22 protein-coding genes are annotated in these 23,127 nt (G+C 71.4%); 18 read left to right on the top strand and 4 right to left on the bottom strand.

Annotated features, from left to right (window positions below; translation table 11 throughout):
- Positions 1 to 28: 28 nt before the first annotated feature.
- Both allB and alc read left to right on the top strand, forming a co-directional pair.
- Complete coding sequence (allB, locus tag ACIBEA_RS13730; RefSeq protein ID WP_399260344.1) at positions 29 to 1,372, top strand: allantoinase AllB; 1,344 nt, start codon at positions 29 to 31, stop codon at positions 1,370 to 1,372.
- A gap of 2 nt (positions 1,373 to 1,374) precedes the next feature.
- On the top strand, positions 1,375 to 2,505 hold the full coding sequence (alc, locus tag ACIBEA_RS13725; protein ID WP_399260342.1) for an allantoicase: 1,131 nt from the start codon (positions 1,375 to 1,377) through the stop codon (positions 2,503 to 2,505).
- Between the two features lie 157 nt (positions 2,506 to 2,662).
- Here alc and ACIBEA_RS13720 read toward each other — a convergent pair whose 3' ends face one another.
- Positions 2,663 to 3,445 carry an SDR family oxidoreductase gene (locus tag ACIBEA_RS13720; protein WP_399260340.1) on the bottom strand — a complete coding sequence of 261 codons (783 nt, stop codon included), beginning with the start codon at positions 3,443 to 3,445 and terminating at the stop codon, positions 2,663 to 2,665.
- 172 nt (positions 3,446 to 3,617) lie between these two features.
- Between ACIBEA_RS13720 and ACIBEA_RS13715 the strand changes: the two genes are divergently transcribed.
- From ACIBEA_RS13715 to ACIBEA_RS13705, 3 genes are all read left to right on the top strand, one after another.
- The gene (locus tag ACIBEA_RS13715) at positions 3,618 to 4,226 is read left to right on the top strand and encodes a dihydrofolate reductase family protein (RefSeq protein WP_399260339.1); all 609 of its coding nucleotides are present in this window, start codon (positions 3,618 to 3,620) and stop codon (positions 4,224 to 4,226) included.
- 125 nt (positions 4,227 to 4,351) lie between these two features.
- Positions 4,352 to 5,281, top strand: a complete 930-nt coding sequence (locus ACIBEA_RS13710) for a DMT family transporter (protein WP_399260337.1) — start codon at positions 4,352 to 4,354, stop codon at positions 5,279 to 5,281.
- Positions 5,282 to 5,405: 124 nt separating this feature from the next.
- Positions 5,406 to 6,602 (top strand): cytochrome P450, encoded by a 1,197-nt coding sequence (locus ACIBEA_RS13705; RefSeq protein ID WP_399260335.1) that lies wholly within the window; start codon positions 5,406 to 5,408, stop codon positions 6,600 to 6,602.
- Positions 6,603 to 6,620: 18 nt separating this feature from the next.
- Here ACIBEA_RS13705 and ACIBEA_RS13700 read toward each other — a convergent pair whose 3' ends face one another.
- Positions 6,621 to 7,625 (bottom strand): Gfo/Idh/MocA family oxidoreductase, encoded by a 1,005-nt coding sequence (locus tag ACIBEA_RS13700; protein WP_399260334.1) that lies wholly within the window; start codon positions 7,623 to 7,625, stop codon positions 6,621 to 6,623.
- Between the two features lie 190 nt (positions 7,626 to 7,815).
- On the opposite strand from ACIBEA_RS13700, the gene ACIBEA_RS13695 reads away from it, so the two are divergent.
- From ACIBEA_RS13695 to ACIBEA_RS13640, 12 genes are all read left to right on the top strand, one after another.
- On the top strand, positions 7,816 to 8,826 hold the full coding sequence (locus ACIBEA_RS13695) for a sugar ABC transporter substrate-binding protein (RefSeq protein WP_399260332.1): 1,011 nt from the start codon (positions 7,816 to 7,818) through the stop codon (positions 8,824 to 8,826).
- The gene (locus ACIBEA_RS13690; RefSeq protein ID WP_399260330.1) at positions 8,823 to 9,857 is read left to right on the top strand and encodes an ABC transporter permease; all 1,035 of its coding nucleotides are present in this window, start codon (positions 8,823 to 8,825) and stop codon (positions 9,855 to 9,857) included. Before ACIBEA_RS13695 ends, ACIBEA_RS13690 begins: the two co-directional genes overlap by 4 nt.
- Complete coding sequence (locus ACIBEA_RS13685; protein WP_354383097.1) at positions 9,854 to 10,681, top strand: ATP-binding cassette domain-containing protein; 828 nt, start codon at positions 9,854 to 9,856, stop codon at positions 10,679 to 10,681. The genes ACIBEA_RS13690 and ACIBEA_RS13685 overlap by 4 nt, the downstream gene beginning before the upstream one ends.
- 15 nt (positions 10,682 to 10,696) lie before the next feature.
- Positions 10,697 to 11,863 (top strand): ROK family glucokinase, encoded by a 1,167-nt coding sequence (locus ACIBEA_RS13680; protein WP_399260328.1) that lies wholly within the window; start codon positions 10,697 to 10,699, stop codon positions 11,861 to 11,863.
- Positions 11,860 to 12,453: a hypothetical protein gene (locus ACIBEA_RS13675; RefSeq protein WP_399260326.1), complete on the top strand. Its 594-nt coding sequence runs from the start codon at positions 11,860 to 11,862 to the stop codon at positions 12,451 to 12,453. The genes ACIBEA_RS13680 and ACIBEA_RS13675 overlap by 4 nt, the downstream gene beginning before the upstream one ends.
- A gap of 55 nt (positions 12,454 to 12,508) precedes the next feature.
- Positions 12,509 to 13,141: an MBL fold metallo-hydrolase gene (locus ACIBEA_RS13670; RefSeq protein ID WP_399260324.1), complete on the top strand. Its 633-nt coding sequence runs from the start codon at positions 12,509 to 12,511 to the stop codon at positions 13,139 to 13,141.
- Between the two features lie 70 nt (positions 13,142 to 13,211).
- Positions 13,212 to 13,991 (top strand): exodeoxyribonuclease III, encoded by a 780-nt coding sequence (locus ACIBEA_RS13665; RefSeq protein WP_399260322.1) that lies wholly within the window; start codon positions 13,212 to 13,214, stop codon positions 13,989 to 13,991.
- A 103-nt stretch (positions 13,992 to 14,094) separates the two neighbouring features.
- Entirely contained in the window at positions 14,095 to 14,535 is a 441-nt protein-coding gene (locus tag ACIBEA_RS13660) for a DUF6278 family protein (RefSeq protein WP_399260320.1), read from the top strand.
- A gap of 162 nt (positions 14,536 to 14,697) precedes the next feature.
- Positions 14,698 to 15,441, top strand: coding sequence for an amino acid ABC transporter ATP-binding protein (locus tag ACIBEA_RS13655; RefSeq protein ID WP_399260318.1), 744 nt, complete (start codon positions 14,698 to 14,700; stop codon positions 15,439 to 15,441).
- A 13-nt stretch (positions 15,442 to 15,454) separates the two neighbouring features.
- Positions 15,455 to 16,387, top strand: coding sequence for a glutamate ABC transporter substrate-binding protein (locus ACIBEA_RS13650; protein ID WP_399260316.1), 933 nt, complete (start codon positions 15,455 to 15,457; stop codon positions 16,385 to 16,387).
- Between the two features lie 17 nt (positions 16,388 to 16,404).
- Positions 16,405 to 17,049, top strand: a complete 645-nt coding sequence (locus tag ACIBEA_RS13645) for an amino acid ABC transporter permease (protein WP_399260314.1) — start codon at positions 16,405 to 16,407, stop codon at positions 17,047 to 17,049.
- The gene (locus ACIBEA_RS13640) at positions 17,046 to 17,927 is read left to right on the top strand and encodes an amino acid ABC transporter permease (protein WP_399260312.1); all 882 of its coding nucleotides are present in this window, start codon (positions 17,046 to 17,048) and stop codon (positions 17,925 to 17,927) included. Before ACIBEA_RS13645 ends, ACIBEA_RS13640 begins: the two co-directional genes overlap by 4 nt.
- Before the next feature lie 61 nt (positions 17,928 to 17,988).
- Here the strand turns inward: ACIBEA_RS13640 and ACIBEA_RS13635 are convergent, their stop codons facing one another.
- On the bottom strand, positions 17,989 to 19,587 hold the full coding sequence (locus ACIBEA_RS13635) for a CocE/NonD family hydrolase (protein ID WP_399260310.1): 1,599 nt from the start codon (positions 19,585 to 19,587) through the stop codon (positions 17,989 to 17,991).
- A gap of 149 nt (positions 19,588 to 19,736) precedes the next feature.
- The gene (locus ACIBEA_RS13630; RefSeq protein ID WP_399260308.1) at positions 19,737 to 20,978 is read right to left on the bottom strand and encodes an Ig-like domain-containing protein; all 1,242 of its coding nucleotides are present in this window, start codon (positions 20,976 to 20,978) and stop codon (positions 19,737 to 19,739) included.
- Positions 20,979 to 21,324: 346 nt separating this feature from the next.
- On the opposite strand from ACIBEA_RS13630, the gene murJ reads away from it, so the two are divergent.
- The gene (gene murJ, locus ACIBEA_RS13625) at positions 21,325 to 23,103 is read left to right on the top strand and encodes a murein biosynthesis integral membrane protein MurJ (protein WP_399260306.1); all 1,779 of its coding nucleotides are present in this window, start codon (positions 21,325 to 21,327) and stop codon (positions 23,101 to 23,103) included.
- Positions 23,104 to 23,127: the final 24 nt, after the last annotated feature.

The raw sequence follows: 23,127 nt of genomic DNA, 5'->3' as shown, positions 1-23,127 counted from the left end.
CTCTGTGGAAGTAGATGGGGAGGTTCCGGTGTCCGCCGACGTCGTGGAACTGGTACTGCGCTCGACGCGCGTCATCACCCCCGAGGGGACGCGTGCCGCCTCGGTCGCCGTCGCCGCCGGGAAGATCACGGCCGTACTGCCGTACGGGGCCGAGGTGCCGGCCGGCGCCCGGCTGGAGGACTTCGGGGACGACGTCCTGCTCCCCGGCCTGGTCGACACCCACGTCCATGTGAACGACCCGGGCCGCACGGAGTGGGAAGGCTTCTGGACGGCCACCCGCGCCGCCGCGGCCGGTGGCATCACCACCATCCTGGACATGCCGCTCAACTCCCTCCCGCCGACCACCTCGGTCGACAACCTGCGCGTCAAGCAGGAGGTCGCCCGGGCCAAGGCGCACGTGGACATCGGCTTCTGGGGCGGCGCGCTGCCCGACAACGTCAAGGACCTGCGCCCGCTGCACGACGCCGGGGTCTACGGCTTCAAGTGCTTCCTGTCGCCCTCCGGCGTGGACGAGTTCCCCGAGCTCGACCAGGAGCAGCTGGCCACCTCCCTCGCCGAGATCAGCGGCTTCGGCGGCCTGATGATCGTGCACGCCGAGGACCCGCACCACCTGGAGTCCGCGCCGCAGGTGCCGGGCCCCAAGTACGCCGACTTCCTCGCCTCCCGCCCGCGGGACTCCGAGAACACCGCGATCCAGAACCTGATCGCCCAGGCCAAGCGGTTGGACGCGCGGGTCCACGTGCTCCACCTGTCCTCCTCCGACGCGCTGCCGCTGATCGCCGCCGCCAAGGCCGAGGGCGTGCGGATCACCGTCGAGTCCTGCCCGCACTACCTCACCCTCACGGCCGAGGAAGTGCCGGACGGCGCGAGCGAGTTCAAGTGCTGCCCGCCCATCCGCGAGGCCGCGAACCAGGACCTCCTGTGGGAGGCGCTCGCCGACGGCACCATCGACTGCATCGTCTCCGACCACTCGCCCTCCACGGCGGACCTGAAGACGAACGACTTCGCCACCGCCTGGGGCGGCATCTCCTCCCTCCAGCTGGGCCTCCCGGCGATCTGGACCGCGGCGCGCGAGCGCGGGCACTCCCTGGAGGACGTCGTCCGCTGGATGTCCGCCGCTCCGGCGAAGCTGGCGGGCCTCCCGGACAAGGGTGCGATCGAGGTCGGCCGCGACGCCGACTTCGCCGTCCTGGCCCCCGAAGAGACCTTCACCGTGGATCCGGCCCACCTGCACCACCGCAACCGGGTCACGGCGTACGCGGGCAGGACCCTGCACGGCGTCGTGAAGTCCACCTGGCTGCGCGGTACGCAGATCGCCGACCACGGCACCCCGAACGAGCCCACCGGCCGACTCCTCGAAAGGCAGAACTGACTGTGACGGCGCAGCGCTCAACTCCTCTGGCCTCCTTCACCGGTAACGCGAACCCGTACGGCGGCGGCGACCCGTACGCGGACTACCGCACCGCGGACTTCCCGTTCACCCAGTACGCGAACCTTGCCGCCCGCACCCTGGGGGCCGGTGTCACCTTCGCCAACGACGAGTTCTTCGCCGAGCGGGAGAACCTGCTCATCGAAGAGGCCGCCCACTTCGACCCCGAGCACTTCGGCCACAAGGGGAAGGTCATGGACGGCTGGGAGACCCGCCGCCGCCGCGGCATCTCCGCCGAGCAGCCCTGGCCGACCCCCGAGGACCACGACTTCGCGCTGATCCGCCTCGGTGCCCCCGGTGTGATCCGCGGCATCGTCGTCGACACCGCGCACTTCCGCGGCAACATGCCGCAGGCGGTGTCCGTCGAGGGCGCCTCGGTGGCGGGCGCCCCGACCCCCGAGGAGCTCCTCGGCGACGACGTGAAGTGGACGACCCTCGTACCGCGCACCGCCGTCGGCGGCCACGCGGCCAACGGCTTCGAGGTCACCGCCGAGCAGCGCTTCACGCACCTGCGCCTCAACCAGCACCCCGACGGCGGCGTGGCCCGCCTGCGCGTCTACGGCGAGGTCGTCCCGGACCCGCAGTGGCTCGCCGCGCTCGGCTCCTTCGACGTGGTCGCGCTGGAGAACGGCGGTTCGGTGCAGGACGCGTCCAACCGCTTCTACTCCCCGCCGACCAACACCATCGCCCCGGGCCGTTCCCGCAAGATGGACGACGGCTGGGAGACCGCCCGTCGCCGCGACAACGGCAACGACTGGATCCGCTACCAGCTCGTCGCCGAGTCCGAGATCCGCGCGGTCGAGATCGACACCGCCTACCTCAAGGGCAACTCGGCCGGCTGGGCCTCGCTCTCCATCAAGTCCGGCGAGGAGGGCGAGTGGCAGGAGTTCCTGCCGCGCACCCGCCTGCAGCCCGACACGAACCACCGGTTCGTGCTGGACGCCCCGGCGGTCGGCAGCCACGTCCGCATCGACATCTTCCCGGACGGCGGCTTCTCCCGCCTGCGCCTGTTCGGCTCGCTGACGGAGCAGGGCACGACCGCCCTGACCGCCCGTCACCAGGAGCTGGGCGGCTGATCCCGCGCTGAACCGCCCGGTGGGGCGTACCGGTCACCAGGTGACCGGTACGCCCCACCGGCGTGCCCGGGCGTCCGCCCCGCGGGGCGTCCGTGCGCGGAGCCGTCGCACCGAGCCGTCGCGCCGAGCCGTCGCACCGAGTCGCCGCGACGAGCCGTTATGCCGCGTGGCCGCCGTCCACCGAGAACTCGGCGCCCGTGACGTAGGCCGCGTCCGGTCCGGCGAGGAAGGAGACCATCGCCGCCACCTCGTCCGGGGCGGCGAAGCGCCCGAGGGCCGTCATCGCGCTCTGCCCGGCGGCGTACGGCCCGTCGGCCGGGTTCATGTCGGTGTCCACCGGACCCGGGTGCACGAGGTTCGCCGTGATGCCGCGCTCGCCCAGCTCCCGGGCCAGGGCCTTGGTCAGCCCGGTGAGCGCCGCCTTGCTCATCGCGTAGAGGGAGCCGCCCGGCCCCGGGACGCGCTGGGTCATGCAGCTGCCGATGGTGATGATCCGGCCGCCCCGGTCCAGCAGGGCCGCGGCCGCCTGGGCCGCGAGGAACGCCCCGCGGACGTTGACCGCGAGCACCCGGTCCACATCGGCGACCGTGAGGGTCTCCAGCGGTCCGAGCACTCCCACGCCCGCGTTGTTGACCAGGACGTCGAGGCGCCCCAGCTCCCGGACGGTGCGCTCCACCGCGCCGGCGGCGGCGGCCGGGTCGCCCGCGTCCGACCGTACGGCCAGGCCGCGGCGTCCGTACGCCTCGATCTTGTGGACGACCTCCGCCGCCGCCTGCGCGTCGCTGACGTAGGTGATCGCCACGTCCGCGCCGTCGGCGGCCAGGCGCAGCGCGGTCGCGGCGCCGATGCCCCGGCTGCCGCCCGTGACCAGGGCGACCCGGCCCGTCGTGCCGTGGCCGGTGCTGCCGGTGTTGCCGTTCGTGTTCACGGTCGCGTCCATCGTGTTCCTCCGCGGGAAAGCCTTAAGTGGTTGCGGGTTCAATGAAACCGGCGGGGCGGTACCCGCGCTGGCAGGAATCGGACCTCGCGTTCACGCGCGCCGCACCGATGAGTTCCGCGGCGGCGGGGAGTCTGAATTGGCGTACGAGCCCCTCGCAAGGAGACGAACCATCATGAGCAAGCTGACCCTCATCACCTTCCTCACCCTCGACGGCGTGATGCAGGCCCCCGGCGGCCCCGAAGAGGACCCGAGCGGCGGGTTCTCCTACGGCGGCTGGCAGGTGCCCTTCGAGGACGAGGGCGTGGGCGAGTTCATCACCGAGGCCTTCGACCGGGCCGGCGCCTTCCTGCTCGGGCGCCGCACGTACGAGATCTTCGCCGGGTACTGGCCCCGGCAGACCGACCCCGCCAACGCCATCGCGGCCAAGCTGAACTCCGCGCCCAAGTACGTGGTCTCCCGCACCCTCGAAGACCCGGCCTGGGAGGGCGCCACCGTCCTCGGCCCGGACCTGGAGGCGGAGATCGCCCGGATCAAGGCGGCCACCGACGGCGAGGTGCACATCTGGGGCAGCGCGGAACTCGTCGGGGAACTGCTCGCCCGCGACCTCGTCGACGAGCTGAACCTGCTGGTCTACCCCGTCTTCCTGGGAGCCGGGCGGCACCTCTTCCCGGTCGGGGGAGCGCCCACCACCTGCGAACTCACCGCCTCCCGGATCACCGACGGCGGGGTCGCCGTGCTCACCTACCGCCCCGCGGGCCGGGCCGCCTTCGGCTCCTTCTGAGGCGCCCGGCGGGCCACCCGCCCACCAGGCGAAACAGGGTGTACCCCGCAGCTAGTGCTCCGGTACGGTGACCGCATCCGTGCGAGCCACCGAAGTCTCCACCTCCCGCCGACTGTTGGAGACCCGTGTCCACGCTCGCCGCCGTACCGGCGCCCGCCCTCGCACCCCGCCGCGCCTGGCTCGCCGACCTGCCGGTCCTGCTCGTCGCCGTGGTGTGGGGCGGCAGCTACCTCGCCGCCAAGGGCGTCACCACCAGCCACACCGTGATCGCGGTCCTGGTGCTGCGCTTCCTCCTCGTGCTGCCCGTCCTCGTGATCGCCGGCGCCCGGCGGCTGCGCGCCCTGCGGTCCGCCCAGGTCCGCGGGGCGGCCCTGTTGGGCCTGGTCGTCGGCGGGATCTTCCTGCTGGAGACCTACGGGGTGGTGCACACCTCCGCCACCAACGCCGGGCTGATCATCAGCCTGACCATGATCCTCACCCCGCTCGCCGAGGCCGCCGTGCGCCGGGTGCGGCCCCCCGCCGCCTTCCTGGGCGCTGCGGCCGTCTCCGTCACCGGGGTCGTCCTGCTCACCCAGGGCGCGGGCTTCACCGCACCCTCCACCGGCGATCTGCTCATCCTCGGCGCCGCCTGCGCCCGGACCCTGCACGTCCTGTTGATGGCCCGGATGAAGGCCCTCCAGGACGCCGACTCGCTCTCGCTGACCACCGTTCAGCTCGGCTCCGCCGTCCTGGTCTTCGCCCTGCTCGCGGCCCTGCCCGGCACCGGCGCCACGCCGTGGGCCGCGGCGGCGGACCTCGGCCCCGGTCAGTGGGCGGGGCTCGCCTTCCTCGCCGTCCTGTGCACGCTGTTCGCGTTCTTCGTGCAGATATGGGCCGTGCGCCGCACCTCCCCGTCCCGGGTCAGCCTGTTGCTCGGCACCGAACCGCTCTGGGCGGCCGCCGCGGGCATCGCCATCGGCGGCGAACACCTGGGCGCGGCCGGCTTCGTGGGCGCCGCCCTGGTCCTGGTGGGCACCGCGTGGGGCCGCCGCACCGCCACCCCGGCGGACGTCTGAGCCGGCGGGGCGCCACGCCGGCGGACGTCCGAACCGGCGGACGTCCGAGCCGGCGCGGTACACCGTCGGCGAGTGGCCGAAAACGCCGCATCCACCGGGTGAACGGCGGTCGTACGGTGGACCGATGCCAGTAGTGGACATCAGCGGGAGCGATGCGGACTTCACCGCCGACCCCTATTCCTTCTACGCCAGACTTCGCGCGGCGGGACCGGTCCACCGGGCCACCGTCTACGCCGACGAGTTCGAACCCAGCTGGCTGATCGTCGGCCACGACGAGGCCCGCCAAGCCCTCAACCACCCCGCCCTGTCGAAGGACTGGCGCACTTCCGGCCAGTTCTCCGACGCCCTCGTCACCGCGGCCAACGCGAACATGCTGGAATCCGACCCCCCGCACCACACCCGACTGCGCCGACTGGTCGCCCGGGCGTTCACCGGCCGCCGCATCGAGGCGCTGCGCCCCCGCGTCCAGCAGGTCACCGACGAACTCCTCGACGCGATGGCCGCCCGGCCCGAGCGCACCGCCGACCTGATCGCGGCCCTGGCCTTCCCGCTGCCGATGACCGTGATCTGCGAGCTGCTCGGTGTCCCCGACATGGACCGCGAGCGGTTCCGCTTCTGGTCCAACGAGATCGTCGCGCCCACCGCCGCCGGCAGCGGGGACGGCAGCGCGCACCGCGCGCTCAGCGCCTTCCTCGCCGACCTGGTCGAGGCCAAGGCCAAGGCCCCGGGCGAGGACCTGCTCAGCGAGCTGATCCGGACCCGGGACGAGGACGGCGACTCGCTCTCGCCCGACGAGCTGATCGGGATGGCCTTCCTCTTGCTGGTCGCCGGCCACGAGACCACCGTCAACCTCATCTCCAACGGCGTACGGGCGCTGCTCGCCCACCCCGACCAGCTGGCCGCCCTGCGCGCCGACTACGACGGGCTCATCGACGGCGCCGTGGAGGAGATGCTCCGCTACGACGGCCCCGTGCAGAACTCCACATACCGCTACGCCCGCGAGGACCTGGAGATCGGCGGCACGCTCATCGCGGCCGGGGCGACCGTGGTGGTCTCGCTGGCCTCCGCCGACCGAGATCCGGGCCGCTTCGCGGACGCGGACACCTTCGACGTCCGCCGCGCCCCGCACGGCCACCTCGCCTTCGGGCACGGCCTGCACTTCTGCATCGGCGCCCCGCTCGCCCGGATGGAGGGCAAGATCGCCGTCCGGTCGCTGCTGGAACGTTTCCCCGACCTGGCCGAGGACCCGGCCGGCGGCCCGCCGGTGTGGCTCGGCGGCAGCCTGATGAGGGGGGTCACCCGGCTCCCGGTGAGCTGGTAGCCGGGGGTGAGCGCCCGCTCAGAGGTCCGGCAGCTCGGCGAGGGCGACCCGGCGGCGCTCCCGCCGGGACAGCTCGCAGGCCTCGGCGATCCGCAGCGCGGCCAGCGCCTCCCGGCCGTCGCACGGATTGGGGCCCTCGCCGCGGACCAGGCTGACGAAGGCGGCCAGCTCCGCCTCGTAGGCGGGCCCGAACCGCTCCAGGAAGCCCGTCCACGGCTTGGTCGCCGGGGGCGGGCCCTGGGGTTCGGTCGAGGCGATCGGCGTACGGTCGTCCAGCCCGGCCGATACCTGGTCCAGCTCTCCGGCGAGCTCCATCCGCACGTCGTACCCCGCGCCGTTGCAGCGGCTGCCGGTACAGGTCACCAGGGTCCCGTCGGCCAGGGTCAGCAACGCCGCCGCCGTGTCCACGTCGCCCGTCGCGCGGAACTGCGGGGGCCCGGCGTCCGAGCCCGTCGCGTACACCTCGGTCACCTCCTGCCCGGTCACCCAGCGCACCACGTCGAAGTCGTGCACGAGGCAGTCCCGGTACAGGCCGCCGGAGCCGGCCAGATAGGCGGCGGCCGGCGGCGCCGGATCCGCGGTCATCGTGCGGACGGTGTGCAGCCGCCCCAGCGCGCCGGAGCGCACCAGCTCGCGCGCCGTCACGTACCCCGCGTCGAAGCGCCGCATGAAGCCCACCTGGAGCGTCCCGCCCACCGCCGCCACCTCGCGCAGCACCGCCAGGCTGCGGCCCAGGTCGGCGGCGACGGGCTTCTCGCAGAAGACCGGCAGACCGGACCGCGCCGCCCGCACCACCAGCTCCGCGTGGCCAGGCGTCGCGCACGCCACCACCACCGCGTCCACGCCCCAGCTGAAGATCTGGTCGACACTGGGCGCGGCGGTCGCCCCCAGCCGGGCGGCGAGCAGCGCCGCCCGCCCCGGGTCGGCGTCGGCGAGCACCAACGATCCCGCCTGCGGCTGGTGGGCCAGCGACGCGGCATGGAAGGAACCGATCCGGCCCGTACCGATGAGCCCGATGCGCATGCACTCAACGTGACCCCCTCCGGGTCACCTGTCAATCCGCCCGGCCTGCCCCGATGACGACCCCATGGTCCACTGTGGCGGATACTGGGCGGCTGGAACCGGAATGACCGCATTGACGACCGCCCCGCACGACCGGCGCGGCGACCGCACGATTCCAGGACGTTCAGGACGAGGGAAGGGCACGACAGACGTGGCTAGGGTTCGGACAGGGGTACGCGTCGTGGGCGCCGTGCTCGCGGCGGTACTGGGGGCCTCCCTCGCGGGGTGCAGCAGTACGGGCGGCAAGCGCGCCGAGGAGCGGGCGAAGGCCGCCGAACAGGGCCGTCCGGCCGTCTCCACCCCGCGCTGGACCTTCGCGATGATCACCCACGCGGGCGATGGCGACACCTTCTGGGACATCGTCCAGAAGGGCGCCAAGGAAGCCGCGGCGAAGGACAACATCAACTTCGTCTACGCGCACGACGACCAGGCGCAGCAGCAGGCCCAGTTCGTGCAGAACGCAATCGACCAGAAGGTCCAGGGCATCATCGTCAGCCTGGCCAAGCCCGAAGCCCTCAAGGACGTCCTCGGCAAGGCCGCCAAGGCCGGCATCCCGGTGATCACGGTGAACTCCGGCTCCGCCCAGTCCAAGGAGTACGGCGCCCTCACCCACATCGGCCAGGACGAGGAGATCGCGGGCGAGGCCGTCGGCGGCGAGCTGACCAAGCGCGGCAAGAAGAAGGCCGTCTGCGTCCTGCACGAGCAGGGCAACGTCGGCCACGAGCAGCGCTGCGCCGGCGCGAAGAAGACCTTCGGCGGCGACCTGGAGAACCTGTACGTCGAAGGCACCAACATGCCCTCCGTGCAGGCGGCCATCCAGGCGAAGCTCCAGGCCGACCCCGCGATCGACGCGGTGGTCACCCTCGGCGCGCCCTTCGCACCCACCGCGATCAAGGCCAAGGACGCCGCGGGCAGCAAGGCGGAGGTCGACACCTTCGACCTCAACGAGGCCGTCGCCCGCGACCTGAAGTCCGGGGCCCTCGGCTTCGCCGTCGACCAGCAGCCCTACCTCCAGGGCTACGAGGCCGTCGACCTGCTCTGGCTCTACCGCTACAACGCCGACACCCTCGGCGGCGGCCGTCCCGTGCTCACCGGCCCGCAGATCGTGACCGGCGCCGAAGCGGCCAAGCTGGAGGAGTTCATCAAGCGGGGCAGCCGATGAGCGCGGCCACCGCCGCCGACGAGCGGCTCGCCCCCACGTCCGTCGTGCGCAAGCTGCTCGGCCGGCCCGAGCTGGGCGCGGTCGTCGGCGCGGCCGCCGTCTTCGTCTTCTTCTCCTTCGCGGCCGACAGCTTCCTGCGGGCCTCCAGCCTCAGCACGATCCTGTACTCGGCCTCCACCATCGGGATCATGGCGGTCCCGGTCGCCCTGCTCATGATCGGCGGCGAGTTCGACCTGTCGGCCGGTGTCATGGTCACCACCTCGGCCCTGTTCAGCTCGATGTTCAGCTACCAGATGACCGCGAACGTCTGGGTCGGCGTCCTCGTGTCGCTGCTGGTGACCCTCGCCATCGGGTTCTTCAACGGGTTCATGCTGACCCGGACGAAACTGCCGAGCTTCATCATCACGCTGGGCACCTTCCTCATGCTGACCGGCCTGAACCTCGGCTTCACCAAGCTGATCAGCGGCTCGGTCTCCACCAGGACGATCGCCGACATGGAGGGCTTCTCCTCCGCCCGCTCGCTCTTCGCCTCGCAGCTCACCATCGGCTCGGTCACCCTGCGGGTCACCATCCTGTGGTGGCTGGTGCTGGTCGCGGTGGCCACCTGGATCCTGCTGCGCACCCGCGCCGGAAACTGGATCTTCGCGGTCGGCGGCGGCGCCGACGCGGCCCGCGCGGTCGGCGTACCGGTGGTCAAGACCCGGATCGGGCTGTACATGGGCGTCGCGCTGTGCGCCTGGATCTCGGGCCAGCACATCCTGTTCTCGTTCGACGTGGTCCAGTCGGGCGAGGGCGTCGGCAACGAGTTCCTGTACATCATCGCGGCCGTCATCGGCGGCTGTCTGATGACCGGTGGCTACGGCTCCGCCATCGGCTCGGCCGTCGGCGCCTTCATCTTCGGCATGACCAGCAACGGCATCGTGTACGCGCAGTGGAACCCGGACTGGTTCAAGTTCTTCCTCGGCGCGATGCTCCTGCTGGCCACGCTGCTCAATGCCTGGGTGCGCAAGAGGGCGGAGGCCAGCAAGTGACCGCACTGGTGGAGCTGACCGGCGTCAGCAAGTACTACGGCAACATCCGCGCGCTCGAAGGCGTCTCCCTGGAGGTCTCGGCGGGCGAGATCACCTGTGTCCTGGGCGACAACGGCGCGGGCAAGTCCACCCTCATCAAGATCATCGCGGGCTTGCACCGGCACGACGCGGGCAGCTTCGAGATCGAGGGCGAGGAGACGGTTCTGGCCAATCCCCGCGCGGCCCTCGACCACGGCATCGCCACGGTCTACCAGGACCTCGCGGTGGTCCCCCTGATGCCCGTCTGGCGCAACTTCTTCCTGGGTTCCGAGCCCACCAAGGGCCGCGGTCCCTTCCGCCGCCTCGACGTGGACCTGATGCGCGAGACCACCCGCGCCGAGCTGCTGCGCATGGGCATCGACCTGCGCGACGTCGACCAGCCGATCGGCACCCTGTCCGGCGGCGAGCGCCAGTGCGTGGCCATCGCCAGGGCGGTCCACTTCGGTGCCAAGGTGCTCGTCCTGGACGAGCCCACGGCGGCCCTCGGCGTCAAGCAGTCCGGCGTCGTGCTCAAGTACGTGGCCGCCGCCCGCGACGCGGGCCTCGGCGTGGTCCTGATCACGCACAACCCGCACCACGCGTACCTGGTGGGAGACCGTTTCGTGCTCCTCAAGCGGGGCGCGATGGCGGGCAGCCACACCCGCGATTCGATCACCCTCGACGAGCTCACCCGGCAGATGGCGGGTGGCTCGGAACTGGACGAGCTGAGCCACGAGCTGGAGCGGGTGGCAGAATCGGGAGCAACACCGCCCCACACTGACCCTTCCGGCACCACCGCACCATAGGGACGACACGACTCGATGAGCACGTACCGGGACTTCACGCTCGCCCACCGTGGCTCGGCGCGAGGCACCGTCCTGCGGACCGTCGGAACCCGTGAGCGCCGGTCGCACCTGACCGCCCCGCGAGTCCCCACCGTCGGCATCGACATCGGCGGCACCAAGGTGATGGCGGGCGTCGTCGACGCCGACGGCGTCATCCTGGAGAAGATCCGCACCGAGACCCCCGACAAGTCCAAGAGCCCCAAGGTCGTCGAGGACACCATCGTCGAGCTGGTCCTGGACCTCTCCGACCGCCACGACGTCCACGCCGTGGGCATCGGCGCGGCCGGCTGGGTCGACGCGGACCGCTCGCGGGTGCTCTTCGCCCCGCACCTGGCCTGGCGCGACGAGCCGCTGCGCGACGCGCTCCAGTCGCGGCTCGCGGTGCCGGTCATGGTGGACAACGATGCCAACACCGCCGCCTGGGCGGAGTGGCGCTTCGGCGCCGGGCGCGGCGAGGACCACCTGGTCATGATCACGCTCGGGACCGGCATCGGCGGCGCGATCCTGGAGGACGGTCGGGTCAAGCGCGGCAAGTTCGGCGTGGCCGGCGAGTTCGGCCACATGCAGGTGGTCCCCGGCGGGCACCGCTGCCCGTGCGGCAACCGCGGCTGCTGGGAGCAGTACAGCTCCGGCAACGCCCTGGTCCGCGAGGCCCGCGAGCTGGCCGCCGCCGACTCCCCGGTCGCCCACAACCTGATCGCGCGGGTCGGCGGCAACGTCTCCGAGGTCACCGGGCCGCTCATCACCGAGCTGGCCCGCGAGGGCGACGCCATGTGCGTCGAGCTGCTCCAGGACATCGGCCAGTGGCTCGGCGTCGGCATCGCCAACCTGGCCGCCGCCCTCGACCCCTCGTGCTTCGTCATCGGCGGCGGGGTCAGCGCGGCCGACGACCTGCTGATCGGACCGGCCCGGGAGGCCTTCCGGCGGCACCTGACGGGCCGCGGCTACCGGCCCGAGGCCCGCATCGCGAAGGCCCAGCTCGGCCCCGAGGCGGGTATGGTCGGTGCGGCCGACCTCTCCCGGCTCGTCGCCCGACGCTTCCGCCGTGCAAACCGCCGCCGGGTCGAACGCTACGAACGCTATGCCCAGGCGGGCCGACGGGCCGCCGCCGGGTCCGAAGAACAAGGACCAGAAAAGCCGTGACGCCCCCGCCCCCGACCCTGCCGCGCCAGGCCCCGGCCCCCGACGAGGGGGGCACCCCCACGCCCGCCGAGGCCCGGCGGCACGTCGTGCGGCGCCGCTGGATCACCGCGATCATCATCGTGCTGCTGATCGGCGTACCCGCCGGCTACCTCGCGATCGCCGCCCAGCAGAGCCGCCAGAGCGGCAAGGAGAAGGCGGCCAAGGTCGGCGCCACCAAGGTGCGCGCGGGCTGGCCCTCCAAGGTGCAGCGCAGCATCTACGAGGTGCCGATCCCGGACAAGGCGTGGCGGGTCGGCTTCCTGGAGACCAACAACTGGCGCACCAGCAGGCTCTACGTGCAGTTCGCGATCACCCCGGACGAGCTCGACAAGTTCCTGACCTCGATGGGCACCAGCCGCGAGGGCCTGACCCGGGGCGTCTCGATCGGCGAGCGCGACACCGAGGCCGCGGGCTGGAACTGGAACCCGAAGAACGCCTGGTACGGCGCCACGCACGAGCAGAACGACCCGCGCCCGAGCCAGGACATCACCGTCGACCTGACCGTCCCGACCAAGCCCAAGGTCTACATCGTCTCCACCGCCACCCCGTAGCTCCGCCCACCCGCCCCGTAGCCTCCCGCCGCGGCCCCCGGCTAGCCTTGGGATCATGAAGCTCACCAAGCGGCTGCACTCCTGTGTCCAGGTCGAGAAGGACGGACGCACGCTCGTCATCGATCCGGGCGTCTTCAGCGAACCGGACGCCGGGCTCGGGGCGGACGCGCTCCTGGTCACCCATGAGCACCCCGACCACTTCGAGGAGGGCCGGCTGCGGGCCGCCCTCGACGCGAACCCCGGGGCGCAGCTGTGGACCCTCGCCAGCGTCGCCGGGCGGCTGGCGCCCGCCTACCCGGGCCGCGTCCACACGGTCGGCCACGGCGACGCCTTCACAGCCGCCGGCTTCGACGTACAGGTCCACGGCGAGCTGCACGCCGAGATCCACCCGGACATGCCCCGGGTCACCAACGTCGGCTACCTCGTCGAGGGCGCGCTCTTCCACCCCGGGGACGCGCTGACCGTACCGGGCGTCCCCGTGGACACCCTGCTGCTGCCGGTGCACGCGCCCTGGAACAAGATCGCCGAGGTCATCGACTACGTCCGCGAGGTCAAGCCGCGCACGGCCATCGACATCCACGACGCCTACCTCGCCGACATCGCCCGGCCGATCTACGACTTCGCCCTCGACGCGCTCGGCGGCGCCCCGCACAGTCGGCTCACCGCGGGTGACAGCGCCGACCTCTGAGCGCCGGCTCCCGGGCGGGCGACCGGGTGGCCGACCGGTGGCTGTCGGTGCCTGGCGGTAGGTTACGGACATGCGTATCGCCACGTTCAACGTCAACTCGATCACCGCCCGGCTGCCCCGGTTGCTGGCCTGGCTGGAGTCCAGCGGCACCGACGTGCTGTGCATCCAGGAGACCAAGTGCTCCGCCGAGCAGTTCCCGCACGCCGAGCTGCGCGAGCTGGGCTACGAGTCGGCCGTCAACGCCACCGGGCGCTGGAACGGCGTCGCCCTGCTCTCCCGGGTCGGCCTGGAGGACGTCGTCAGCGGGCTGCCCGGCGGCCCGGACTACGAGGGCGTGGCGGAGCCGCGCGCGATCTCCGCGACCTGCGGGGGAGTGCGCGTCTGGTCGGTCTACGTGCCCAACGGCCGCGAGGTGGAGCACGACCACTACGGCTACAAGCTGGACTGGTTCCGCGCGCTGGGCGCGGCCGTCGCCGAAGACGCGGCGGGCCCCCGCCCGTTCGCGGTGCTCGGCGACTTCAACGTGGCGCCGACCGACGAGGACGTCTGGGACCCGGCCGTCTTCGAGGGGATGACCCACGTCACCCCAGCTGAGCGCGCCGCCCTGGAGACGCTGCGCGCGACCGGGCTCGCCGATGTGATGCCGCGCCCGCTCAAGTACGACCGCCCCTACACCTTCTGGGACTACCGGATGCTCGCGTTCCCGAAGAACAAGGGCATGCGCATCGACCTCGTGTACGGCAACGCCCCCTTCGTCGCCGCCGTCAAGGACGCCTACGTCGACCGCGAGGAGCGCAAGGGCAAGGGCGCGTCCGACCACGCGCCGGTCGTCGTGGACCTCGACGTCTAGGGCGGTCACAGCACGAGGGCGCGTTTAGCCCACCGGGCCCGGATCGCGCCGATCCAGGCGCGTCCTGTGGCCCCCGGCGGGTACGGGTGCCAGGCTGGGCGGTATGAACATCCCGTTCCTGGACCACTGGCTGAACCGGCACGAGACCGAGCACGGAGCGGCCCTGGCCGCCGCCCTCGCGGAGGATCCCGAGGGCGTGGGCGAGATGTTCGCGGAGTGCGAGATGCTGCGCGTCCAGGCCCGGGCCGCCGGCCTCGAACTCGACGGCACCCCGGCCTCGTTGGAGGCCCTGGACCAGCTGATGCCGCGCTGGCGGCGGGACCCCGAGGCCACGCCCTGGCTCGGCAACGACGCGGGCTTCTACCTCGGCACGGTGATCATCAAGACCCTGCCCGGCTGCGGTTGGCAGGTGTGGCCGAACGGTCAGCCGGTGATCCGGCTGGCCGCGGGGCGCGAACTGAACGTGGTGGAGTCCGGGGTGTCCTGGGCGATGACCGGATCGCCCGAGCTGTCCCAGATCTACGCCGAGGCCTCCGAAGGCTGATCGGGAGCGACCGCGGGTGACCGCTGCCGACCGTCGGTGCCCGGGTCGACCGGTGACGTTTATGTCGCTTTTAGGCGTGTCGAGCGTGTCGCGGTGAAGTCGCCTTCACCGCTGGATAGTTTGCGCTGACCTCGACACACCGACACATGGGCAGGGCAGCGTATGGCCGTCGATCCGTTGATCGAGCTGCGGGACGTCAACAAGCACTTCGGACAACTGCACGTCCTCCAGGACATCAACCTCACCGTCGGCCGCGGGGAGGTGGTGGTGGTCATCGGCCCCTCCGGCTCCGGGAAGTCGACCCTGTGTCGCGCGATCAACCGGCTGGAGACCATCGAGTCGGGCACCATCACCCTCGACGGGAAGCCGCTGCCGGCCGAGGGCAAGGACCTGGCGGCGCTGCGCGCCGACGTGGGCATGGTCTTCCAGTCCTTCAACCTCTTCGCGCACAAGACGGTCCTCGCCAACGTCTCGCTCGCGCAGACGAAGGTCAGGAAGCGCGGCCGCGAGGAGGCCGACAAGCGCTCCCGGGAGCTGCTGGAGCGGGTCGGCCTGGCCAACCAGGCGGACAAATACCCCGCCCAGCTCTCCGGCGGCCAGCAGCAGCGCGTGGCCATCGCCCGCGCCCTGGCCATGAACCCGAAGGCGCTGCTCTTCGACGAGCCGACCTCCGCGCTCGACCCGGAGATGATCAACGAGGTGCTGGAGGTCATGCAGCAGCTCGCCAGCGAGGGGATGACCATGGTCGTGGTCACCCACGAGATGGGCTTCGCCCGCTCCGCCGCGAACCGGGTCGTCTTCATGGCCGACGGGAAGATCATCGAGGACCGCACACCGGAGGCGTTCTTCACCGCCCCCGAGAGCGAGCGGGCCAAGGACTTCCTCTCCAAGATCCTCAAGCACTGAGGGGCGGTCCCGAATGAACGCGACACGCACCTGTGGGCTGCCCGCGTACGCCCGCGCGCTCGCCCTGGCCCTGGCCCTGCTGGGCGCGGTGGCCGGCTGCGGCAAGTCCGGCAGCCCCCCGGTCAAGGGCCCGCAGCCCGAGGACCTGCCCGTCTACCGGGTGGACACCGGCTTCGACCTCCCCGACTCGCGGACCTGGGAGAAGGCCAAGCGCCGCGGCCACCTGGTGGTCGGCGCCAAGGAGGACCAGCCGTACATGGGGGAGAAGGACCCCGCGAGCGGCCGCTACTCCGGATTCGACATCGAGATCGCCAAGATGATGTCCGCCTCCCTCGGCTTCGACCCCAAGACGATCGAGTTCAAGACGATCGCCTCGGCCAACCGCGAGACGGCCCTGCAGAACGGCCAGATCGACTACTACGTCGGCACCTACACGATCAACGACAACCGCAAGAAGCAGGTCGGTTTCGCCGGGCCCTACTACATGGCCGGCCAGTCCCTGCTGGTCCGGCGCGGCGAGAAGGACATCAACGGCCCGGCGGACCTCGCGGGCAAGAAGGTCTGCTCGGCGGCGGGCTCCACCCCCTACCAGCGGCTCCAGAAGGACTTCCCCAAGGCGGTCCTCGTCGCCTACGACACCTACTCCGTCTGCGTGGACAACCTGCTGACCTACCAGGTCGACGCCGTCTCCACCGACGACTCGATCCTGCTGGGCTACGCGGCCAAGGTGCCGGACGAGCTCAAGGTCGTCGGCAAGCCCTTCTCGAAGGAGCCCTACGGCATCGGCGTACCGCGCTCCGACAACGCGCTGCGCTTCGCCCTCGACGACGCCCTCGCCGCGCAGGAGAAGAACGGCGACTGGACCAAGGCCTACGACGCCACCCTCGGCCTGTCCGGAGTGCCCGCACCCACGCCGCCCGCCATCGACCGCTACCCCGCGAGCTGAGAGGAGTCCGCGAAGACATGGACGTACTGACCGACAACTTCTCGCTCTACGGCAAGGGATTCCTCGGCACGGTCGAGCTGACCTTCTACGCCTCCCTGCTCGCCCTGGTCCTCGGCTTCGTCATGGCCTCCTTCCGGGTCGCGCCGATCGGTTCCTTCCGGGTGCTCGGCACGGTCTGGGTGACCGTGCTGCGCAACACCCCCCTCACCCTGCTCTTCTTCGCCGTGCTGCTGGGCCTGCCGCGCTTCGGGCTGGTCCTGCCCTTCCAGCTCTTCGCGGTCCTGGCGCTCGGCTGCTACACCTCCGCGTTCATCTGCGAGGCGCTGCGCTCGGGCATCAACACCGTGCCCAAGGGCCAGGGCGAGGCCGCCCGGAGCCTGGGCATGTCCTTCGGCCAGACGCTGGGCTCGGTGGTGCTCCCGCAGGCCTTCCGCTCGGTCATCCCACCCGTCGGCTCCACGCTGATCGCCCTGGCCAAGAACTCGGCGATCGCGGGCGCCTTCAGCGTCACCGAGCTGCTGGGCACCTACAAGACGCTCAACGAGCTGGGCTACAGCATCATCTGGACCTTCGTCTGGATCGCCGTCGGCTACCTGATCATCACCCTGTCCATCAGCGCGCTCTTCAACGTGCTGGAGAAGCGCTGGGGAGTCGCCCGATGACCGCACACGCGCTGCACGGGGACCTGGAGTCCACGGCCCTCTACGACATCCCCGGCCCGCGCGCCCAGCGCCGCCACTTCCTCTACGGGATGGCCTCGACGGCGGTGATCCTGGCCCTGTTCGGCTGGATCCTCTACCTGCTCTTCGACACCGACCAGTTCACCGCCGCCAAGTGGACCCCCTTCGAGTACGAGGGCATCCAGCGGCTGCTGCTCAAGGGACTCTGGAACACCCTCAAGGCCTTCGCCTACGCGTCGGTGCTCTCGCTGGTCCTCGGCGCGGTCCTCGCCACCGGGCGGCTCTCCCTGCACCGGCCGGTGCGTTGGGCCGCCACGCTGTGCGTGGAGTTCTTCCGGGCCATGCCGGTACTGGTGATGATCTTCTTCATCTTCGTGGCGCTGAAGGTCCAGCCGCTGCCGGCGCTGGTGGCGGGGCTGACCCTGTACAACGGCTCGGTGCTGGCCGAGGTCTTCCGTACGGGCATCAACGCGGTGGAGCGCGGCCAGCGGGAGGCGGCCTACGCCCTGGGCATGCGCAAGACGCAGGTGATGACCTTCGTCCTGGCGCCGCAGGCGGTCCGGGCGATGCTGCCGACCATCATCAGCCAGCTCGTGGTGGCCCTCAAGGACACCTCGCTCGGCTACCTGATCACCTACGAGGAGTTCCTGCACGCGGGCAAGCTGATCGCCTCCAACCTCGACTACGACCTGCCCTTCATCCCGGTCGTGATGATCATCTCCCCGATCTACATCGGGATGTGCATGCTGCTGTCCTGGTTCGCCACCTGGATGGCCCGGCGCCAGCGGCGCAACCCCAAGACCGAGGCCGCCCAGGTGGGCCCGGCCGAGGCGGGGATGCTGCTGCAGGGCGGGCGGTAGCCCCGGGTACGGCCCGCGGAGCGACCCCCGAGAGCCACCCCCGCCCGGCAGCAGCCGTGGATCACTGCTCGCGCAGCGGCACCGAGACGTAGGACGGATCGGTGCGCGGCGAGGAGAAGGTCAGCTGCGCCCCGGTGGGGTTGTGCTCGATGTAGAGCGGGTCCACGGTGTCCACGACCAGGGCGAGGCGGTGGCCGGCGGGGACGTCGTAGGCCGTGGAGAAGAGGTCCAGGTCCACGCCGAAGGACCGCCCCGGCGTCCTGCCGTGGAAGGTGTACGGGGCGTTGCTGACCAGTTTGCCGAGGCCGAGCGGGCCGACGTCGTAGAGGTACGCGACGAAGGTGCCGCTCTCCTCGGTGGGGGTCACGGTGGTGTGCAGCCGGGCGGTGCCCCGGATCCGGCGGTCCTCGTCGTAGCGCCCGGACTGCCAGACGGCGGCGAAGGCGCGGGGGAGCAGTGGGATGGAAGCGACCGGGGGCGCCTTGACGAACTGGTCCAGCACGCTGGAGAGCAGCACGACGCCGCCGTTCGCGCCGGAGTCGACGTTCGCGAAGACGTGCTCGCTGTCGCCCAGCGCGAGCTTCTCGGTGCCGCCCGCGCCGACCGACTTCCAGTCGCGATAGCCCTCGTACCCGTTGTCGCTACGGGACTTCAGCTGCACCGGCGCCTCGGTGTCGACGCCGTTGGCCTCACCCTTGAGGTAGCGGTCGAACCAGCGGTGGGCGTTGGTCCAGGTGTCGTTGGGCAGCCCCAACAGGCCGGTGCCCTCGGCGGTGGCGTGGTCTCCGGGGCGCAGCTCCAGGCGCTTGGGACCGGTGAGGCGCTCGAAGAACGCCGCGTACTGGTTGGGCGGGAAGATGGTGTCGCCCCAGGCGTTGCCCAACATGATCGCGGCGCCGTTGGCGTTGATCGCGTCGACCTTCTCGGATGCCGAGCGCTGCTTGCCCCACTCGATCATCCGGGGCTCGCGCTCCAGGTTCGAGCCGAGGAAGTCGGTGAGTATCCCGTCCAGTTCGGGGCCCGGCCGCCCGGTGAGATGTCCGGCGGCGCCGAGCAGGCCGGCGGCCTGGAGGTGCTGGGTGCGGCCCGAGTAGATGGACTCGATGATGTCGGCCCAGCCGCTGAGCGCGACCACGGCCTTGATCCGCGGGTCGCGGGCGGCCGCCAGCAGGCTGATGCCCGCGCCGTACGAGACGCCGCCGAGGCCGATGTGGGCGGGATCGGCGGCGGTGGTGGCCAGCGCCCAGTCGATGACGGCCGAGACGTCGGCGGTGTCGGGGGGACCCGCGACCTCGATCCGACCGCCCGAGAGCCAGAAGCCCCGGCTGGTGTAACTCACCACGACGTAGCCGGAGTCGGCGAGCCGCTCGGCCTGCGCGGCGTATTCGATCTGGGGCACGCCCCAGCTGGTGGGCAGCACGATCAGCGGGAACCGCTGGCCGGGGCGGGCGCCCCCGGGGGAGAAGACGTTGCCCTTGAGGGTGATGCCGCCGGAGCCCGGGATGTCGAAGAAGCGCAGCTGCGAGGAGGCGCCGGCCGGGGTGGCGGAGGAGCTGCTCACGCTGGTCGCCGCGGCCGCCCGGGCCTGGTGGGGGGCCAGGCCCAGGGCGGCTGCCGCGAGCAGTGCGGCTGCGGTCACCGCGATGGTGGTGCGGGCCATCGATCGCTCCTCGCGTGCGCCGGTGTCAAAGTGACCCGACGGTAGCGGGAGGGGCTTACCGAAGGTAACCCGTCGGTAAGTTACGCACTGGTAACGATCGGCCGACCGTCGGCCCGACCCGTGCGGTGGTGGGTCGGCGCACCGGTGGGTCAGCCGTTCTGGGTCCCGGCGCCCGCGCCGTCGAGTGCGCTCTTCTTCTGCCAGGCGGCCCAGTCCAGGTTCCACTCGCCGTAGCCGTTGCCGATGTCGGCCTGGCCCTTGGAGCCCTCGCCCACGACCTCGAACAGGTCGCCGACCTGGGCCTCCTTGTAGAAGGCGGTGGCGTTGGCGTCGCTCATCCCCACGCAGCCGGAGCTGGTGTTGGCGCTGCCGAAGTTGGCGTTGTTCCACGGCGCGGCGTGCACGTACATGCCCGACCAGGTGAGCCGCATCGAGTTGTCGACCATCTTGTCGTAGGAGTCGCCGAGACCGACCGTCTGGGAGTCCATCCGGATGGTGCCCTCCTTGGCCATCAGCACCATCTTCCCGGACCAGGAGGCCTTCTGGCCGCCCGGAGTGCCGGCCGAGATCGGGATCTTCTTGACGACCTGGCCGTCCTCCGTCACCGACATCGTCTTGCTGTCGAGGTCCACCTTCATCCGGCGGTCCTTGCCTATCTTGAACTCGGTGTTGTAATCCTTCACGAAGTAACCGCTGCCCGAATCGACGCCGTTCAGCTTCATGTCGACCTTCACGTCGGTCCCGGACTTCCAGTACTCCTTGGGGCGCCAGTCCACCCGGTCGTTGCCCGAGTAGTCCTTGAACCAGCCCCAGGAACCCTCGGTGTTGTTCGAGGTGGTGACCTTCAGCTGCTTCTCGACCTCGGCCTTGTTCTTGACCGGGTTGTCGAAGACGATCGATATCGGCTGGGCGATGCCCACCACCCCGTTGGCCTTGCCCGGGTTGATCGTGACCTTGTTCACCTTGTCGGCGGCGGTGGTCTTGAACTGGGTGGTCGCGCCCTGGCTCTCGGTGTTCTGCGCCTCGACCTTGTAGTCCTGGCCCGGCGAGGCGTTGCGCTCCGAGGTCCAGGTCCTGCCGTCCTCGGATATCTTCCCGGCCAGTTCCCCGCCCTTGCCGTCCGTGACCTTCACCTGGGCGAACTTGCCTTCGGCGAGCGTCACCTTGACCGGCTCGCCCGCCTTGACCTGGCCGCCCGTCAGGTTCACGGAGAGGGACATCTCCGCCTTCTTCTTCATCTCGGCCTTACCGCCGTCCCCGCTGCCCGCCCCGCCCGAGCAGGCGGTGAGGGCAGCGGCGGCCAGCAGTGCGGTCGCGACCAGGGCGGCCCGGCGGCCCCGCGCTCCCGGGACCTGGCGACGCGACGATGCGGTACGGCGTGTGCGGCTCAACGAAACCCCTCCGAAGTGATGATCGTTCGCAAACAAAGAGCGAACACCACGACATTAGGTTGCGGATTCCAGGAAAAATATCGGTAATTCGGTTGTGACCTGCACCGCAGCGGAACGGTCATCATCCGGTCACGAAGTACGGGCAGTTCGGCCCGGCGGTCGTGCGGGGCTTTGAATTCCGGTATCAGGGCATCCGTTTCCTTCCGCACCCCCTCGCGGAACGGAACAAAGGACCTCCGGCGCAGGAAAAGGGGCCGCAAGTCCCTTGCCCGACGAGGCCCCTGCGCGCCGTGCCCCGCGGGGCGTGCGCGGGGTACCCTCCACCCTCGACCCCGACCACAGGCACATGGGAGATTCCGATGGACGGCCGCACCGACCCGGCGCCGCACCAGGGGCACCGTGCGTGCCCGGCCAGCCGGTGACGGCCACCGACACCAGGGCGCCCGGCGCCGCGGGCGCCGCGCCCACCGCGCCGCCCGCCGCACCGGGGAAGCAGTCGGTGCTGCGCAGCGGCGCCCTCATGGCCGCCGGCTCGATCGTCTCGCGCGCCACCGGCTTCGTCCGCTCCGCCGTCGTCGTCGCGGCCCTCGGCACCGGCCTGCTCGGCGACGGCTACGCGGTCGCCAACACCGTGCCCAACATCCTCTACATGCTGCTCATCGGCGGGGCGCTCAACGCGGTCTTCGTCCCCGAGCTGGTCCGCGCCGCGCGGGAGCACGAGGACGGCGGCGCCGCCTACACGGACCGGCTGCTGACCGCCTGCACCGCTGCGCTCGTCGTCCTCACCGCCGTCGCGGTCCTGTGCGCCCCGCTGATCGTCTCGGCGTACACCGGCTACGACGGGGCCCAGGCGTCCACCACCGTCGCCCTGGCCCGCTACTGCCTCCCGCAGATCCTCTTCTACGGCCTGTTCACCCTGCTCGGGCAGGTGTTGAACGCCCGCGGCCGGTTCGGCGCGATGATGTGGACCCCGGTCCTCAACAACGTGGTGATCATCGGCGTCTTCGGGCTCTTCCTCTTCCTCTCCCACGACGCGGCGGACGGCCTCACGGCGGCCCAGACCCACCTCCTGGGCTGGGGCACCACCGCCGGCATCGTGGTCCAGGCCCTCGCCCTCGTCCCCTCGCTGCGCGCCGCCCGCTTCCGCTGGCGCCCCCGCTTCGACTGGCGCGGCGGCGGTCTCGCCCGCCCGCTGCGCAACGCGCTCTGGCTGGTCATGCTCGTCCTGACCAACCAGATCGCCTACTGGGTGATCACCAGGCTGTCCACCACCACCGGGCAGCGGGCCGCCCTGGAAGGGCTGTCGGGCGGCGCGGGCTACACCGCCTACAGCAATGCCTACCAGCTGTGGATCGTCCCCCAGGGCATCATCACCGTCTCCCTGGTCACCGCCCTGATGCCGCGGATGAGCGCGGCCGCCGCCGACGGCGACCTCGGCCGGGTGCGCCGCGACGTCTCCTACGCGCTGCGCACCAGCGCCGCCCTCGTCGTCCCGGCAGCCGTGCTCTTCGCCGCACTCGCCCCCTGGGTCATGGGGAGCGTGTTCCAGTACGGGCGCACCGGCGCCGCCGACATCGAGGTCATGGCGGGCATGCTCATCGCCTTCGCCCCCGGCCTGATCGCCTTCTCCGGGCAGTACGTCCTCTCGCGCGGCTTCTACGCCCTGTCCGACACCCGCACCCCGTTCTTCCTGAACCTGGTGATCGCGGTCCTCAACGGCTCCCTGGCGGCCGCCGCCTACTTCCTGCTGCCGCCGCGCTGGGCCGTCACGGGCATGGCCGGCGCCTACACCGTCGCCCTGTTCGCGGGCGCGGGAGTGACGGCGTACGCCCTCGCCCGGCGGCTGGGACCGCGGACCGGCGCCAGTACCGATACCGACACCGGCGTCGACGCGCGGCGGCGCACCACCGCCCTGCGCACGCACCTGCGGCTGCTCGTCGCCTGCCTGCCCGCCGGGGCCGCCGGCCACGCCGCCGCCCGGGCCGCCGACGGGCTCGGCACCTTCGCCGCGCTCGCCGCGGGAACCGTGGCCCTCGCCCTGACCGTCGTACTCCTCGCCCGCCCCCTGCGGCTGACCGAGATCACCGACCTGCTGGATTCCTTGTGGCGCAAACTGGGCCGATAGGGTGAATAACCGGCTCCAAGCACC

The organism is Streptomyces sp. NPDC051555 (assembly GCF_044454405.1).
Classification (GTDB): Bacteria; Actinomycetota; Actinomycetes; order Streptomycetales; family Streptomycetaceae; genus Streptomyces.
Note: the sequence above shows the minus strand (reverse complement) of the source record. Positions and strands in the feature narration are given on the sequence as shown.

Bases quoted from the DNA above. Each gene is read 5' to 3' on its own strand.
- ACIBEA_RS13700 (WP_399260334.1), bottom strand. From the start codon at position 7,625: ATGCGCATCGGGCTCATCGGTACGGGCCGGATCGGTTCCTTCCATGCC.
- ACIBEA_RS13645 (WP_399260314.1), top strand. From the start codon at position 16,405: ATGGACGTACTGACCGACAACTTCTCGCTCTACGGCAAGGGATTCCTC.
- ACIBEA_RS13650 (WP_399260316.1), top strand. From the start codon at position 15,455: ATGAACGCGACACGCACCTGTGGGCTGCCCGCGTACGCCCGCGCGCTC.
- ACIBEA_RS13705 (WP_399260335.1), top strand. From the start codon at position 5,406: ATGCCAGTAGTGGACATCAGCGGGAGCGATGCGGACTTCACCGCCGAC.
- ACIBEA_RS13720 (WP_399260340.1), bottom strand. From the start codon at position 3,445: ATGGACGCGACCGTGAACACGAACGGCAACACCGGCAGCACCGGCCAC.
- ACIBEA_RS13680 (WP_399260328.1), top strand. From the start codon at position 10,697: ATGAGCACGTACCGGGACTTCACGCTCGCCCACCGTGGCTCGGCGCGA.
- ACIBEA_RS13660 (WP_399260320.1), top strand. From the start codon at position 14,095: ATGAACATCCCGTTCCTGGACCACTGGCTGAACCGGCACGAGACCGAG.
- ACIBEA_RS13670 (WP_399260324.1), top strand. From the start codon at position 12,509: ATGAAGCTCACCAAGCGGCTGCACTCCTGTGTCCAGGTCGAGAAGGAC.
- ACIBEA_RS13715 (WP_399260339.1), top strand. From the start codon at position 3,618: ATGAGCAAGCTGACCCTCATCACCTTCCTCACCCTCGACGGCGTGATG.
- ACIBEA_RS13640 (WP_399260312.1), top strand. From the start codon at position 17,046: ATGACCGCACACGCGCTGCACGGGGACCTGGAGTCCACGGCCCTCTAC.
- ACIBEA_RS13635 (WP_399260310.1), bottom strand. From the start codon at position 19,587: ATGGCCCGCACCACCATCGCGGTGACCGCAGCCGCACTGCTCGCGGCA.
- ACIBEA_RS13665 (WP_399260322.1), top strand. From the start codon at position 13,212: ATGCGTATCGCCACGTTCAACGTCAACTCGATCACCGCCCGGCTGCCC.
- murJ (WP_399260306.1), top strand. From the start codon at position 21,325: ATGGGAGATTCCGATGGACGGCCGCACCGACCCGGCGCCGCACCAGGG.
- ACIBEA_RS13655 (WP_399260318.1), top strand. From the start codon at position 14,698: ATGGCCGTCGATCCGTTGATCGAGCTGCGGGACGTCAACAAGCACTTC.
- ACIBEA_RS13690 (WP_399260330.1), top strand. From the start codon at position 8,823: ATGAGCGCGGCCACCGCCGCCGACGAGCGGCTCGCCCCCACGTCCGTC.